13 protein-coding genes and 1 tRNA gene are annotated in these 13848 nt (G+C 71.2%); 8 read left to right on the top strand and 6 right to left on the bottom strand.

Annotated elements, in window-relative coordinates; genetic code table 11:
* Nucleotides 1-4 precede the first annotated feature (4 nt).
* Nucleotides 5-1090, top strand: coding sequence for an S-(hydroxymethyl)mycothiol dehydrogenase (locus ABZ208_RS15780; RefSeq protein ID WP_356910038.1), 1086 nt, complete (start codon nt 5-7; stop codon nt 1088-1090).
* 12 nt (nt 1091-1102) lie between these two features.
* Here ABZ208_RS15780 and ABZ208_RS15785 read toward each other — a convergent pair whose 3' ends face one another.
* From ABZ208_RS15785 to ABZ208_RS15795, 3 genes are all read right to left on the bottom strand, one after another.
* Nucleotides 1103-2044 carry a pseudouridine synthase gene (locus tag ABZ208_RS15785; RefSeq protein ID WP_356910039.1) on the bottom strand — a complete coding sequence of 314 codons (942 nt, stop codon included), beginning with the start codon at nt 2042-2044 and terminating at the stop codon, nt 1103-1105.
* A 79-nt stretch (nt 2045-2123) separates the two neighbouring features.
* Complete coding sequence (locus tag ABZ208_RS15790) at nt 2124-2450, bottom strand: multidrug efflux SMR transporter (protein WP_356910040.1); 327 nt, start codon at nt 2448-2450, stop codon at nt 2124-2126.
* 84 nt (nt 2451-2534) lie between these two features.
* Nucleotides 2535-2622, bottom strand: a tRNA-Leu gene (locus ABZ208_RS15795).
* 187 nt (nt 2623-2809) lie between these two features.
* On the opposite strand from ABZ208_RS15795, the gene ABZ208_RS15800 reads away from it, so the two are divergent.
* The 3 genes from ABZ208_RS15800 to ABZ208_RS15810 all read left to right on the top strand — a co-directional run bounded on the left by ABZ208_RS15800 (nt 2810) and on the right by ABZ208_RS15810 (nt 5506).
* On the top strand, nt 2810-4135 hold the full coding sequence (locus tag ABZ208_RS15800) for a M20/M25/M40 family metallo-hydrolase (protein ID WP_356910041.1): 1326 nt from the start codon (nt 2810-2812) through the stop codon (nt 4133-4135).
* Nucleotides 4136-4291: 156 nt separating this feature from the next.
* Nucleotides 4292-4525, top strand: a complete 234-nt coding sequence (locus ABZ208_RS15805; protein ID WP_356910042.1) for a chaplin — start codon at nt 4292-4294, stop codon at nt 4523-4525.
* 153 nt (nt 4526-4678) lie between these two features.
* Entirely contained in the window at nt 4679-5506 is an 828-nt protein-coding gene (locus tag ABZ208_RS15810; RefSeq protein WP_356910043.1) for a chaplin family protein, read from the top strand.
* Between the two features lie 101 nt (nt 5507-5607).
* On the opposite strand, the gene ABZ208_RS15815 is transcribed toward ABZ208_RS15810, so the two are convergent.
* Nucleotides 5608-5796 carry a DUF5703 family protein gene (locus ABZ208_RS15815; RefSeq protein WP_328402471.1) on the bottom strand — a complete coding sequence of 63 codons (189 nt, stop codon included), beginning with the start codon at nt 5794-5796 and terminating at the stop codon, nt 5608-5610.
* Nucleotides 5797-5843: 47 nt separating this feature from the next.
* Between ABZ208_RS15815 and ABZ208_RS15820 the strand changes: the two genes are divergently transcribed.
* Nucleotides 5844-6503, top strand: coding sequence for a hypothetical protein (locus ABZ208_RS15820; RefSeq protein WP_356910044.1), 660 nt, complete (start codon nt 5844-5846; stop codon nt 6501-6503).
* A 156-nt stretch (nt 6504-6659) separates the two neighbouring features.
* Here the strand turns inward: ABZ208_RS15820 and ABZ208_RS15825 are convergent, their stop codons facing one another.
* Nucleotides 6660-8867 carry a helix-hairpin-helix domain-containing protein gene (locus tag ABZ208_RS15825; protein ID WP_356910045.1) on the bottom strand — a complete coding sequence of 736 codons (2208 nt, stop codon included), beginning with the start codon at nt 8865-8867 and terminating at the stop codon, nt 6660-6662.
* Complete coding sequence (locus ABZ208_RS15830; protein ID WP_356910046.1) at nt 8864-9847, bottom strand: aldo/keto reductase; 984 nt, start codon at nt 9845-9847, stop codon at nt 8864-8866. The genes ABZ208_RS15825 and ABZ208_RS15830 overlap by 4 nt, the downstream gene beginning before the upstream one ends.
* 129 nt (nt 9848-9976) lie before the next feature.
* On the opposite strand from ABZ208_RS15830, the gene ABZ208_RS15835 reads away from it, so the two are divergent.
* The 3 genes from ABZ208_RS15835 to ABZ208_RS15845 all read left to right on the top strand — a co-directional run bounded on the left by ABZ208_RS15835 (nt 9977) and on the right by ABZ208_RS15845 (nt 13632).
* Nucleotides 9977-11026 (top strand): LLM class F420-dependent oxidoreductase, encoded by a 1050-nt coding sequence (locus ABZ208_RS15835; protein ID WP_356910047.1) that lies wholly within the window; start codon nt 9977-9979, stop codon nt 11024-11026.
* Between the two features lie 218 nt (nt 11027-11244).
* Nucleotides 11245-12030 carry a ferritin-like domain-containing protein gene (locus ABZ208_RS15840; RefSeq protein ID WP_356910048.1) on the top strand — a complete coding sequence of 262 codons (786 nt, stop codon included), beginning with the start codon at nt 11245-11247 and terminating at the stop codon, nt 12028-12030.
* A 72-nt stretch (nt 12031-12102) separates the two neighbouring features.
* Nucleotides 12103-13632 (top strand): hypothetical protein, encoded by a 1530-nt coding sequence (locus ABZ208_RS15845; RefSeq protein WP_356910049.1) that lies wholly within the window; start codon nt 12103-12105, stop codon nt 13630-13632.
* Nucleotides 13633-13848 lie beyond the last annotated feature (216 nt).

Raw genomic sequence — 13848 nt, forward strand, 5'->3', positions numbered from 1 at the left:
TGCTATGCCGCAGCAGGTGCAGGGTGTGATCGCGCCCGGGAAGAACGAGCCGGTCCGGATCGAGGCGGTCACGGTGCCGGACCCGGGGCCCGGCGAGGCCGTGGTACAGGTGCAGGCCTGCGGGGTGTGCCACACCGATCTGCACTACAAGCAGGGCGGGATCAACGACGACTTCCCCTTCCTGCTCGGCCACGAGGCTGCCGGTGTCGTCGAGTCGGTCGGCGCCGGGGTCGCCGATGTCGCGCCCGGAGACTTCGTCATCCTCAACTGGCGTGCGGTGTGCGGTCGCTGCCGTGCCTGTCTGCGCGGCCGCCCCTGGTACTGCTTCGACACCCACAACGCGCGGCAGAAGATGACACTCGCCGGAGGCAGGGAGCTGTCGGCAGCACTCGGCATCGGGGCCTTCGCCGAGAAGACCCTGGTCGCCGCCGGCCAGTGCACCAAGGTCGACCCGGCCGTCTCCCCGGCCGTCGCGGGCCTGCTGGGCTGCGGCGTCATGGCCGGAATCGGCGCCGCCGTCAACACCGGGCAGGTCGCCCGCGGCGACTCGGTCGCCGTCATCGGCTGCGGCGGCGTGGGTGACGCGGCCGTCGTCGGTGCCCGGCTCGCGGGCGCGGCCCGGATCATCGCCGTAGACATCGACGACCGCAAGCTCCGGACGGCCAGGGCGATGGGCGCCACACACACCGTGAACTCCCGTGACACCGACCCCGTCGAGGCGATCCGCGAACTGACCGGCGGCTTCGGCGCGGACGTCGTCATTGAGGCCGTCGGCCGCCCGGAGACGTACGAACAGGCCTTCTACGCCCGGGACCTGGCCGGCACGGTCGTTCTGGTCGGGGTGCCGACCCCCGAGATGAAACTGGAACTGCCACTCCTCGACGTGTTCGGCCGCGGCGGCGCACTCAAGTCGTCCTGGTACGGAGACTGTCTGCCGTCCCGGGACTTCCCGATGCTGATCGACCTGCACCAGCAGGGCCGTATCGACCTCGGTGCGTTCGTCACCGAGACCATCGGGCTCGCCGACGTGGAGAAGGCGTTCGCCCGGATGCAGGAAGGCGACGTCCTGCGGTCCGTCGTACTGCTGTGACCCCCGTCCGTCTCACCCCGGCCACTCGGCCAGCCGCCGCTCGCTGACGAAACGGCGTGGCTCACGCGTCACAGGATCGGTGAATTCCAGGGACCTGGCGAGGAGTTGCAGAGGTCTTCCGTAGTCCTCGGCGGCCTCGTCCAGCACGACCGGATACAGCGGGTCGTGCAGGATCGGCACTCCCAGCGCGTTCATGTGGACCCGCAGCTGATGGGTACGGCCGGTGGCCGGCAGCAGCCGGTACCGGCCGAGCCCGCCGCGCTGCTCCAGCAGTTCGATCCGGCTCTCGCTGTTCGGCTCCCCGCCCGGTACCTCCCGGGCGGCGAGCACCCCGCGCTCCTTCTCGATCCGGCTGCGTACGGTGACGGGCAGGGCGACGTGCGGGGCGTACGGGGCGATCGCCTCGTACTCCTTGCGCACCTGCCGGTCCCGGAACATCGTCTGGTACGCGCCCCGCTCCTCGGGCCGTACCACGAAGAGCACCAGGCCCGCCGTGAGCCGGTCGAGCCGGTGCGCCGGCTGGAGCCGCGGCAGATCCAGTTCGCGGCGCAGCCGGGCGAGCGCCGTCTCGGTGATATGGCTGCCGCGGGGCACGGTGGCGAGGAAGTGCGGCTTGTCGGCGATCACGAGGTGCTCGTCGCGGTGCACGACGGCCACCTCGAACGGGACCCGCTCCTCGGCGGCGAAGTCCCGGTGGAAGAACAGATACCGTCCGGCCTCGTACGGCTCGTCGGCACGGACCGGACCGTCCGCCGAGACGATGCGGCCCTCGCGGAGCATGGCATCGACCTGCTCGGCCCCGATCGCGTTCCCGTACCGCTCGACCAGATGCTCCCGCACGGTGCCCCACAGCCCGTCCGGGTCGGCGGGCAGCCGCAGACGAACCGGATCGATGCCGTCGCGCTGGGGGAGCGGGGACGGCGGGGCGCTGTGTTTCCGTCGTTTCCCTCTCACCGATAAGACTGTATGCCCAGCGTGCCCGCAGCGAGCCCGGCGGTCCGGTGCCACGGGCCCGACCGCGATCCGCCGGCCGTCATTGCTCCATCCCGCCGCCGAGATACATCACCACGACGCCGATGACGATGAGCGTGACACCGATCAGCGTCGCCGGCTTCACCGGCTCGTCGAACAGCCAGACCCCGCCGAGAAAGGCCCCGATCGTGCCCACTCCCGACCACACCGCGTACACCGGCCCGACGTTCAGTGACTTGAGGGCCAGCGCCAGCAGCACGAACGCCGTCCCGTAACCGACGACCACCAGCGCGCTGGGGCCGAGCCGGCTGAGGCCGTGCGAGGCGCGCAGTGCCAGTGTGGCCATGACCTCGAAGGCGATCGCGCCCGCGACCAGCACCAATCCCATCGGCGTGACTCCCTTGTCGGATCCTCTGCACATCGGCACTCAGGGAAACACAAAGATCCCCACGGATTCCCGTGGGGATCTTGCTGGTGTCCGAGGGGGGACTTGAACCCCCACGCCCGATAAAGGGCACTAGCACCTCAAGCTAGCGCGTCTGCCATTCCGCCACCCGGACAAGGTGTCTGTCGTGCGGCCCTGGGCCGTTCCGACGTGGAAAACCATAGCAAACATTCGGACCGCCCCGATCACCCCTCTTCGCCGGGGGGCGGCGGCACGACGGCGTACTCGCGCCCTTGGGGCGGACGGCAGGATGGCGGGAGGATGAGGACGGACCACCAGTAGCGACAGTGGGAGGAACCAGCGTGAGCGCGTCGAACACAGCCCGTGCCGTCACGGGTGAGGACGAGGTCGTCGACCTCTGCCGCGACCTGATCCGGATCGACACCAGCAACTACGGAGACCACTCCGGCCCCGGCGAGCGGGCCGCCGCCGAGTACGTCGCCGAGAAGCTTGCCGAGGTCGGCCTGGAGCCGCAGATCTTCGAGTCGCACAAGGGCCGGGCGTCCACCGTGGCCCGGATCGAGGGCGAGGACCCTTCTCGGCCCGCGCTGCTCATCCACGGCCACACCGACGTCGTCCCGGCGAACGCCGAGGACTGGACGCACCATCCCTTCTCCGGCGAGATCGCGGACGGCTGCGTGTGGGGGCGCGGCGCGGTCGACATGAAGGACATGGACGCGATGACCCTCGCGGTCGTACGGGACCGGCTGCGCAGCGGCCGCAAGCCCCCGAGGGATGTCGTGCTCGCCTTCCTCGCCGACGAGGAGGCGGGCGGCACCTATGGCGCGCGGCATCTGGTCGACAAGCACCCCGGGCTGTTCGAGGGCGTAACCGAGGCGATCGGCGAGGTCGGCGGCTTCTCCTTCACGGTCAACGAGAACCTGCGGCTCTATCTCGTCGAGACGGCGCAGAAGGGCATGCACTGGATGCGCCTGACCGTGGAGGGCACCGCGGGCCACGGTTCGATGACCAACAACGACAACGCGATCACCGAGCTGTGCGAGGCCGTCGGACGCCTCGGCCGCCACCAGTGGCCGGTCAGGGTCACCAAGACGGTCCGCTCCTTCCTGGACGAGCTGTCCGACGCGCTGGGCACCCCGCTCGACCCCGAGGACATGGACGCCACCCTCGCCAAGCTGGGTGGCATCGCCAAGATGGTCGGCGCGACACTGCGCAATTCGGCCGCCCCCACCATGCTCGGCGCCGGCTACAAGGTGAACGTGATCCCCGGGCAGGCGACCGCCCACGTCGACGGCCGCTTCCTGCCCGGCTACGAGGAGGAGTTCCTGGCCGACCTGGACCGGCTGCTCGGACCGCGGATCAAGCGCGCTGACGTGCACGGTGACAAGGCGCTGGAGACCAGCTTCGACGGGGCACTCGTCGATGCGATGCAGACCGCGCTGAAGGCCGAGGACCCCATCGCCAGGGCTGTCCCGTACATGCTCTCCGGCGGCACCGACGCCAAGTCCTTCGACGATCTCGGGATCCGCTGCTTCGGCTTCGCGCCGCTCAAGCTGCCCCCGGAGCTGGACTTTGCCGGCATGTTCCACGGGGTGGACGAACGCGTGCCGGTCGACGGTCTGAAGTTCGGCGTCCGCGTCCTCGACCGATTCCTGGACCACTGCTGATGACTTACAGCTGAAACGCCACTCTCATAATCGTCAACGCGTACGCATGTGACTGAAAAGAGTGAATGGAGGAATAACCTCGTAGCCCTTGTGTGGCCTCCTCGTTACAGGTGTTGCGGTTCGCGGCTGGAACCGCATTGCCAACGAGGAGGAATAATGATCAAGAAGGTCGTCGCTGCTGCGGCTGCCACTGGTGGTCTGGTGCTCGCCGGTGCGGGTGTGGCCATGGCCGACGCGGGTGCCCAGGGTGCCGCCACGAATTCCCCCGGCGTGCTCTCGGGCAACCTGGTTCAGGCGCCCATCCACGTGCCGGTGAACGTGTGCGGCAACGCGGTCTCCGTGATCGGAGCGCTCAACCCCGCGTTCGGCAACTCCTGCGCCAACATCTGATTCGTTGTGACCCCGGTCCGTGAGGTCCGGGTCTCACCCACGGGCGGCTCCGGAGTGCGCGCCATGTACTCCGGAGCCGCCCCGGCCTTTCCCAGCCCTCGGGCACCGCGCCCAAGGGCTTTTTCCTGAAGCTGGAAGGCAGGGAAACAAGACATGCGACAGGTCACGCGTAAGGGCCTGATCACCATGGCGGCGGCGGGTGGCGTTATTGCCATCGGCGGCGGCTATGCCCAGGCGGACGCCGGTGCGGCCGGCGGGGCGTCGAATTCGCCGGGCGTGCTGTCCGGGAATTCGGTCCAGGCGCCGGTTCATGTGCCGGTGAACGTCTGCGGAAACAGCGTGAACGTCGTCGGGTTGCTCAACCCGACGTTCGGAAACAGCTGCGCCAACGACTCCGGTTCGAACGCCGGGACGGGCGGCGGGTCCTTTGCCGAGGGCGAGACGAGCGACTCGCCCGGCGTCGCCTCCGGCAATAACGTTCAGGTCCCCGTCGACGTCCCCGTGAACGTCTGCGGGAACAGCGTCACCATCGGCGGCCTGCTCAACCCGGCGTTCGGCAACGACTGCCAGAACGGTCCGGACGGCACCCCGCCCGGAACCCCGGAGGAGCCGGGTACGCCGGAAGAGCCTGGCACCCCGGAGGAGCCGGGTACGCCGGAGGAGCCCGGTACGCCGGAGGAGCCGGGTACGCCGGAAGAGCCTGGCACCCCGGAGGTCCCCGGAACCCCGGAGGTCCCCGGAACCCCGGAGGCCCCCGGAACCCCGGAGGCCCCCGGTACGCCGGAGGTCCCTGGTACTCCCGAGGTCCCGCTGACCCCGGCCCAGCCGAACACCCCTGGCGAGCAGACCGTCACCCCGCGCGACGGTGGTGACCAGCTGGCCGAGACCGGTTTCGGTGCGCTCGACGTGCTGGCCCCGGCAGGTGTCGGCATGCTGCTGGCGGGAGTGGTCCTCTACCGCCGCGCCCGCGCCTCGGCGTAGCGACGGTCCAGGCAGCTGTCCGGACGTCCTCGCACGAGCCGAGCAGAGCGGGCCCCGCGGTCGCGGGGCCCGCTTCGTCTCTGCTCGTCCTCACTCGTCGATCACCAGGTGGCGCGTACCTGGCGGATGATGCGCCGGCGCAGCCGCACCCTGCGGCTCCCGTCCCGGTGGAGGCTCAGTCGGTCCAACTCCCAGTGTCCGTACTCGGCATGGTCGGTCAGCAGACGGGTCGCCTCCTGGCGGGAGACCCCGCGCGGGACGTACACGTCGACAAATTCGTATTCCGGCATCGCATCTATTGTGCGGGCACAGCCCCGGTACGGATAGCGTCTGCACTATGTCTGATGCTGCGCAGCCCACGGCTGCCGAGGTACGTGCCGCCGCTGAGGCGGTCAAAGCCGCACTGGACCGTCACCTCGAGGCGGTCGAGAACCGCACGGGAGAGGACGACCCGGCTGTCTATGACGCCTTCAACGCACTCGCCGCCGCGGCGGAGGCGTACGACGAGCGGCTCTACGACCGTTACGACGAGGTCACACCCTTCGAGATCCCTGGTGCGGACGATTCTCTGCCGCCCTACGCGGGTCCCGAGGAGCCGAACGCCCTGAGTGTGCTGATCCGCCGGGACTACGCGGTGGTGGAGCCCCAGCGGCTGCTCGCGCAGGCACAGCGCATCGCCGATCTGGACCCCGACGAGGACCGCCCGGCGAATGCCCCGACCGTCGGCGCGAGCGTGCATGCCGCGCTCGGCGTGCTCTTCGGCGAGTTCGAACCTGACGAAATCGCCTCTCGGCACAAGGAGTTCGGACTCGGCGAGGGCGACTCGACGCTCTGGGTGTCGGCTGCGGACGAGCTGCCCGAGCCCGGTGAGTGGCTGAGCGTTCCCTTCGACCAGGCGGATCCCGAGCGGGTCGTGTGCCGCTTCGACGTCAGCTCGGTCTTCGACGAGGAGGACTCGGGCGAGGACCCGGACGAGGTGGACGAGCTGGACCGCTGACGCACGAGACCGTCCGGACCTGATCGGTCGCGTACGACTCAGGTACGCACGCCCACGAAGCACGCCCGGCCCCGGCCGGGACGACATCCGCAGTCGTCCCGGCCGGGGCCTTCGGCGTTGCGGGCCACAACGCCCCCCGGCCCCGGCCGCCGGCGCTCAGTTGCTCGGTGCGAGCAGGCCTTCCAGCAGCGTCCGCAGCCGGGTCGTGCGTTCCGGGCCCGGGATCTCGGTCACCGCGCGGGTCAGCGCCTGGTCCACCCCGTGGACCACGGACAGATGCCGCTCGCCCCGGCCGAACGCGGTGTAGACCCAGGGGCGGCTCAGCCCCTGCGCCGCGTCCCCGGGCAGCACCACGACCACCGCGGGCCAGCGCATGCCTGCCGCCTGGTGCGCGGTCAGTGCCCAGCCGTGCCGCAGCGCGGACTCGACCTGGTCCTTCGGCACGACGACGGATGAGCCCTCACAGTCGAGGTGCAGACCGTCCGCGGCGGCGGAGACGACCGTTCCGGTCAGCGTCCGGCCAGGGGCCGGGGCGTAGGCCACGCGGTCGCCCGCGTCGAAGCCGCCGAAGCGGCCCGGGCCGGGATTCAGACGCTGCTTGAGCGCCGTGTTCAGCGCGCGTGTGCCGGCCGAGCCGCCATGGCCGACCGTGATCACCTGGGTCTGTTCGGGCGGTACGCCGATGGCTCGAGGTACCGAGTCCGCGACCAGTTGCACCGTGCGGTGCACCGCCTCGCCCGCGTCCCGCACCGGGACGATCACGACCTCTTTGCCGGGTGCCTCGACCTGGCTGAGTTCACCGATGCCGATCCCCGAGACCAGCTCGCCGATCGGACCCGGATCGGGAGTGCGGGATGCGATCTGGGGGCACACCCGGGCCGCCAGCACATCGGCGAACACCCGGCCGGCGCCGGCCGAGCCCAGCACGCCTGGATCGCCGCTGAGCACCAGGCGGCCACCGTCCGGCATCGACTCCACGAGCATCGCCGCAGTCTCCACGTCCAGCTGCGGCGCATCGAGTACGACCAGCAGATCGAGCGCGAGTGCCCCCTCCGCGTCCCTCCCGGGCCCCGCGGTGCCGCTCAGCAGGTCAGGCACGGTGACCGCAGCCGCCTGCGCCCCCAGCCTGTGCCGGCCGTTGTCGCCGTGGACCGCGACGACCGTACGCAGCCCGAGTCCGCGGGCCCTCTCCGCGAGCTCGACCGGCTCGGCCCTGGCAGCCTCGCCACCCGTGTGGACAACCAGTCCGTGCGCGCCTGCGGCACGGGCCAGCTCGGACCCCTCCCAGGCGTCGTCGGGTCCCGTCCTGACCAGCCGGGCCAGTCCGTCCGCGAGGCTCTCCTCAGCCATCGCGTACCGGTCGAGCCCCAACAGGACCGGTACGGGCGCTTCCGCGGCGGCCTCTTCCCCGTCGATGTCCTCCGTCTCCTCCGGACCGTCCTGGAAGACCAGGACCAGGCCGTCGGAGATGGCCTGCTGCACGGCCTCGTCCGGGCCGGGCACCGAATGCCCTGCCAGCCCTTCCCGGACCTGCGACGCTTCCAAGGCGGTGTGCCCTTGCAGCGCCGCGCGCTCCAGCAGCCAGGTCACCAGAGCCGACGTACGCCGCTCGTCGCCGGGGCCGCACCGAGCGCCGAGCAGAGCCCGTGCGAAGCCGTCAGCCTGTTCGGGGCGCACCCCCGGCACGGCGAGCAGCTGCCACGGATCCTCGGACAGAACATCCGCCGCCGACTCGCCGAGCACCTGGGCCACGTGCGGCGCGAGCGTCTCGGGCGCACCCCCCTGGGCCAGCACCGCCTGCACCGCGGCCACCGTCTCGGGGGCGGCCGCCCTCGGCTCCGGCGTGGGCCCGGGCAGGCCGGTCCGGACCGGCGCCTCGGGAGCCGGGGCGATTCTGCGCGGTGCGGGCGCATTCGCAGTGGGGGTTCCCCCGGCGGAGGGAGAGGGAGAGTCGTAGAACTCGGGTCCGGGCTTCTCGCCGCTCTCCACGGCCCGCACCGCGGCGAGCAGATCGGCGGCCGTGCCGCGCAGTTTGCCGCCGCTGTGGATCGGTTCGTCCCGCTCGGCCTTGCGCTGTTCGATCTTCGCCCGCAGCTCCCGCTGCGCGGCGAGCTCCGCCTCGGCCTCACTCAACCCGCCGTCGGCGGCTTCGGCCTCCTTGGCCTCGTCAGCGTCCTTGGACTCCTTGGACTCCTTGGAGACCTCGCCGTCCTCGCCGTGCCCGGCGTCCGGCGCCCCCTCGCCGTCGACGGCGCCTCCCGAGCCCTCGTCGGCCACTGCCTCCTCGGGGTCGGCGGCAGGGTCCCGGGCCTCGGTCTCCTCGGCCGCGGATCCGGGGGACGTCCCCCGGGAAGGCACAGTCACAACGTGCTCCAGTCCTGATCGGGATAGCGGTGCACGGGCGCCGACACATCGTCGAGCGCCTGGCAGATCTCGTCAGGAAGACTAAGCGCCTCCACTGACAGTGCCGCCGCGAGCTGCTGCGCGTTGCGGGCCCCGACGATGGGGGCGGCCACGCCCGGCCGGTCCCTGACCCAGGCCAGCGCCACCTCCAGCGGCGTGGTGGCCAGCCCGTCCGCCGCAGTCACCACCGCGTCGACGATGCGGCTCGCCGCGTCGTCGAGATACGGCTCCACGAACGGCGCCATGTCCTCCGAGGCCCCCCTCGAGTCCGCCGGCGTCGCCGTGCGGTACTTCCCGGTGAGCACCCCGCGGCCGAGCGGCGACGACGGGAGCAGCCCGACGCCGAGGTCCAGCGCGGCCGGCAGCACCTCGCGCTCCACTCCGCGCTGAAGCAGCGAGTACTCCATCTGCGTACTGGCCAGCCGAGTCCGCACCCCCGGCGCCGCCAGCTGCCAGGTCGCGGCCTTCGCGAGCTGCCAGCCGCAGAAGTTCGACACCCCCGCATACCGCGCGCGACCGCTGGCGACCGCGATGTCGAGGGCCTGCAGCGTTTCGTCCAGCGGGGTCTCCGTGTCGAAGGCATGGACCTGCCACAGGTCGACGTAGTCCGTGCCGAGCCGCTGCAACGAGGCGTCCAGCGCGGCGAGCAGATGTCCGCGTGAGCCGTCGAAGCGCCGGTCCGGATCCGGCACACTGCCCGCTTTGGTGGCTATGACGAGATCGCGCCGGGGCACCAGCCGCTCGACCAGTTGGCCCAGTACGTACTCGGCCTCCCCGCCCCCGTATACATCGGCGGTGTCGACCAGCGTCCCGCCCGCCTCCCAGAACACCTTGAGCAGATCGGCGGCATCGTGCTCGTCGGTGTCCCGGCCCCAGGTCAGGGTGCCGAGACCGAGCCGGGACACGCGCAGGCCGGTGCGGCCGAGATGCCTCTGTTCCATGGGCGCTGAGAGTACTGGCCAAGGGCGCACCCCGAGAGAGCCTGTCGACAACGTCCCTCTGCCGGATCCCCTGTCCGCGCGCTAGAGTCCCCGCACAGGGACGTTACTGATCAGTAAGAGGGAGCGGTTATGCGGCTCGGCATCAACCTCGGCTACTGGGGCGCGGGGATGGACAGCGACAATCTCGAGGTCGCGAAGGAGGCCGACAGGCTCGGCTACGACGTCTGCTGGGCCGCGGAGGCATACGGCTCCGACGCTCCCACCGTGCTCGCCTGGGTCGCCGCCCAGACCGAACGCATCGACGTCGGCTCCGCGATCATGCAGATCCCGGCCCGCCAGCCCGCGATGACCGCCATGACCGCCGCCACCCTCGACTCCCTCTCCGGCGGCCGTTTCCGCCTCGGCCTCGGCGTCTCGGGCCCGCAGGTCTCCGAGGGCTGGTACGGCGTCAAGTTCGACAAGCCGCTTGCGCGGACCCGCGAGTATGTCGAGATCGTGCGCAAGGCGATGACCCGCGAGCGCCTCTCGTACGACGGTGAGCACTGGACCCTCCCGCTGCCCGGCGGCCCCGGCAAGCCGATCAAGCTGACCGTCCACCCCGAGCGCGAGCACATCCCGCTGTACATCGCGGCCATCGGCCCCAAGAACCTCGAGCAGACCGGCGAGATCGCCGACGGCGCCCTGCTGATCTTCCCCTCCGCCGACCACCTGGAGGAGACCGCGCTCAGGCACATCCGCGCGGGCCGCGAGAAGGCCGGCAAGACCATGGACGGCTTCGACGTCTGCCCGACGCTGCCGCTCGCGGTCGGCGACGACGTCAGCGGACTGGCCGACATGTTCCGCCCGTACACCGCGCTGTACGTCGGCGGCATGGGCAGCCGCAAGCAGAACTTCTACAACCAGCTTGCGCAGCGCATGGGTTACGAGAAGGAAGCCGCCGAGATCCAGGACAAGTACCTCGCGGGCGACAAGGCGGGGGCGGCCGCGGCGGTACCGCACCAGCTGATCGACCAGACGGCGCTGCTCGGTCCGGTCGAGCGGATCGCCGAGCGGATGCAGGCGTACGCGGCGGCCGGTGTCACCACGCTCACCCTCGCCCCGGCCGGTTTCACGCTCGACGAGCGGCTCACCGCGCTGCGCGCCGGTACCGACGCCCTGGTGCGCGCGGGCCTCGCGTAACGCGGCCCGCTGCGGATTCTGCGGCCGTGGTGGGGGCTCGGGGGTCTTCCCCGCCACGGCCGTCACGCACTACAACGCGCGACGGACCCCTGCGGTTACTCCCCTGGCCCCACGGCTTGCGTTCCCCCGTTCGGACGAGTGGTTCCCGCCACCTGTTGCTCCATGCGGCGTCTCGCATTTGACTCGTTCCTTGCGGATGCCTTCATGGAGGTGGAGTCATGCTCTCGGCCCGAAGCCTGTTCCAGGAGATCATCGACAACGACGACTCCTTCCAGCTCTTCTGCTCCATCGCTGCCAGCGGCGAGACCCAGGGCGGCTGGGAGAACGGCAGGATCGCGGCCCTGGTGCCCGAGAGCATGCGCCGCCTCGCGCCCAGGATCACCCGGCACGGCGCCGATGAGGACAAGCACGGCCGGATCTTCGACGCCCTGCTCAAGAAGCGGCAGCTCGACCCGGTCCCGGTCCCGCCCGAGACCGACTACACGATGCTGCTGGAGCGGCAGGGCATCGGACTCGCGCATGAAAAGCTGCGCCGCGACGAGCCCTTGAACGAAGAGGACATCGTCGTCTACCTCTCGCACAGCCGCGTCACCGAGCAGCGGGCCGCCGATCAGATGGACATGCTGGTCAAGCACTTCGGCGACCACCCGGAGATGGGCCGCGCCATCCGGATGATCTGCGAGGACGAGGACAACCACCTGGCCTACTGCCACGAGGAGTTGCTCCGCCTCGCCGCCGCCGGGCACGGCCCCACGATCCACCGCGTGCTGCGCGCGAGCGCGCTCACCGAGATCAAGGTCTACCGCGACGTGAGCCTCGCCGTGATGAGCCACATGGGCCGGCTCCTGCAGTGGCCCAAGGCCAAGTCCGCGGCGCTCGCCGCGGGCATCCACGGGATGTACGCGTACGAACGCTTCGGCGGCTGGCACCGGATGATCAGCCTCTCGATGCCGGAGCGACGCGGCGCCCTCGACGGGCCCGCCACTCCCGCACCCGCCACCTGACCCCGGGCGCGCGCTCCTCCGAGTGCCGCACCCCGATTGCCGGGTGCGCGCCCCGGTAGCAGCGTGGACCGCATGACGCAGACCCCTGCTCCGGTTCTCCGCCTGCGCGGACCGAGCCAGGCGCGCACACAACGGCCGGCCACCCGCGACTTCCGGTGGCCGGCCGTTGTCGCCGCCGTGTACACGATCGTCCAACTCGCGCTCGCCGTCCCGGGGACGGGGCTCGGCTGGGACGAGACGGTGTACGTCAGCCAGGTCACGCCCGGCGCAGATGCCGCGTTCTTCAGCGCGCCGCGTGCCCGGGGCATCACCCTGCTCATCGCCCCGCTGACCGCCTTCACCTCGTCCGTCGAGGCGCTGCGCGTCTATCTGGCGCTGCTGTCGGGCGCCGGCCTGTTCCTCGCGCTGTGGGTGTGGAAGCGACTGCTCCCCGCATCCGTACTCGCCGTGGCCGGCGCGCTGTTCGCCGGACTGTGGATCACCGTGTTCTACGGTCCCCAGGCCATGCCCAACCTCTGGGTCGCCCTCGGGGCACTCTTCACCGTCGGCTGCTTCCTGCGGGCCGCCCGGGACCCGTCCGACGGTACGGCCCTCATCGGCCTCGGTGCCGGCGTCGCATTCGTCGCCCTGATGCGGCCCACCGACGCGTTCTGGCTGGCCGCGCCGCTCGCCGCCGTCGCACTGTGCGTCAGGGTCTGGCGGCACCCGGTCCTGCTGCTGGTGCTCGCCGCGGGAGCGGCGGTCGGCTGCGCCCCATGGGTCGTCGAGGCGTATGTCAGCTACGACGGGCTCCTTGCGCGGCTGCGGCGTGCGAGCGAGATCCAAGGGCTCCTCGGCCCACACTTTGCCGTCGACGACCAGGTGCGCTCACTCGACGGACGGTCGCTGTGCCGCCCGTGCGACGTGCCCTGGAAGCGGCCGGTCACCGCCCTGTGGTGGTTCGTCCTGCCTCTGTTCGTCGCGGGCGGCTGCGCGGCGGCGATGCGCACCCGGCGGCCCTCCGGCATTCTGGTTCCGGCGCTGACCGGTCTGTCGCTGGCCGTGCCGTATCTGCTGCTCATCGGCTACGCCGCCCCGCGCTTCCTGCTGCCCGCCTACGCGCTGCTCGCGCTGCCCGCGGCGCTGTGTCTGACCCGGATCGCCGCGTACGCACGGCCGCGCCCCCTGGTCGCCGTCGCACTCGCTGTGCTGCTGGCCGGACATCTGGCGATCCAGTACTCCGTCCTCAACGGCGCCGTCTCGTGCAACCGCGCCAACCGCCTGGCCTTCGACCGGATCGCCGCCGAACTCAACCTCCAGGGCATGCGCCCGCCCTGCGCGATCAGTGGTGCGGAAGCCGTGCGGATCGCCTTCTTCACCGGCTGCGCCTCACGCCTGACCGGCGGCCACGACGGCAGCATCACCCCGGCCGGGCTCGTCGCGCTCGCCCGTGACCGGCCGGTGGCGTTCGTGGTGACGGGTGAGAGCCGGCCACCGTCGTACGCCCGTGGCTGGCGCCTCACGCGCCTCCCGGATCTGCCGGGCCGCCACAACTCCCGCGCCTATCTGGCACCGACCGTCCGGCCGGCACCGACGCCCGGGGCCGGGCCGGGCCGTGTCTGACACATGGCGCCGTCCGCCGTCCGCCTGGGCCCTGTCCGGGCGATCCTGTCGGGCGCGCGGCGACAGCTACGACACCTCTGCTGTGTTGTCGAAGTCGCCCAGGTACGTCCAGTACGAGGGCGATCTCCCCCGGCCTCCGGCCGGGCGGTGCCCCTGCCGCCTTGCGATGCGTCCCCTCGGCCCTGGGGGGCCTGGGGAGACCCCATGCCTCGGCCC

This window comes from Streptomyces sp. NPDC006208, from assembly GCF_040613775.1.
In the GTDB taxonomy this organism is placed as follows: domain Bacteria; phylum Actinomycetota; class Actinomycetes; order Streptomycetales; family Streptomycetaceae; genus Streptomyces.

Coding starts and splice junctions, on each gene's coding strand:
- ABZ208_RS15780 (WP_356910038.1), top strand. CDS start 5: ATGCCGCAGCAGGTGCAGGGTGTGATCGCGCCCGGGAAGAACGAGCCG.
- ABZ208_RS15790 (WP_356910040.1), bottom strand. CDS start 2,450: ATGGGATTGGTGCTGGTCGCGGGCGCGATCGCCTTCGAGGTCATGGCC.
- ABZ208_RS15805 (WP_356910042.1), top strand. CDS start 4,292: ATGATCAAGAAGGTCGTCGCTGCTGCGGCTGCCACTGGTGGTCTGGTG.
- ABZ208_RS15810 (WP_356910043.1), top strand. CDS start 4,679: ATGCGACAGGTCACGCGTAAGGGCCTGATCACCATGGCGGCGGCGGGT.
- ABZ208_RS15815 (WP_328402471.1), bottom strand. CDS start 5,796: ATGCCGGAATACGAATTTGTCGACGTGTACGTCCCGCGCGGGGTCTCC.
- ABZ208_RS15820 (WP_356910044.1), top strand. CDS start 5,844: ATGTCTGATGCTGCGCAGCCCACGGCTGCCGAGGTACGTGCCGCCGCT.
- ABZ208_RS15830 (WP_356910046.1), bottom strand. CDS start 9,847: ATGGAACAGAGGCATCTCGGCCGCACCGGCCTGCGCGTGTCCCGGCTC.
- ABZ208_RS15835 (WP_356910047.1), top strand. CDS start 9,977: ATGCGGCTCGGCATCAACCTCGGCTACTGGGGCGCGGGGATGGACAGC.
- ABZ208_RS15840 (WP_356910048.1), top strand. CDS start 11,245: ATGCTCTCGGCCCGAAGCCTGTTCCAGGAGATCATCGACAACGACGAC.
- ABZ208_RS15845 (WP_356910049.1), top strand. CDS start 12,103: ATGACGCAGACCCCTGCTCCGGTTCTCCGCCTGCGCGGACCGAGCCAG.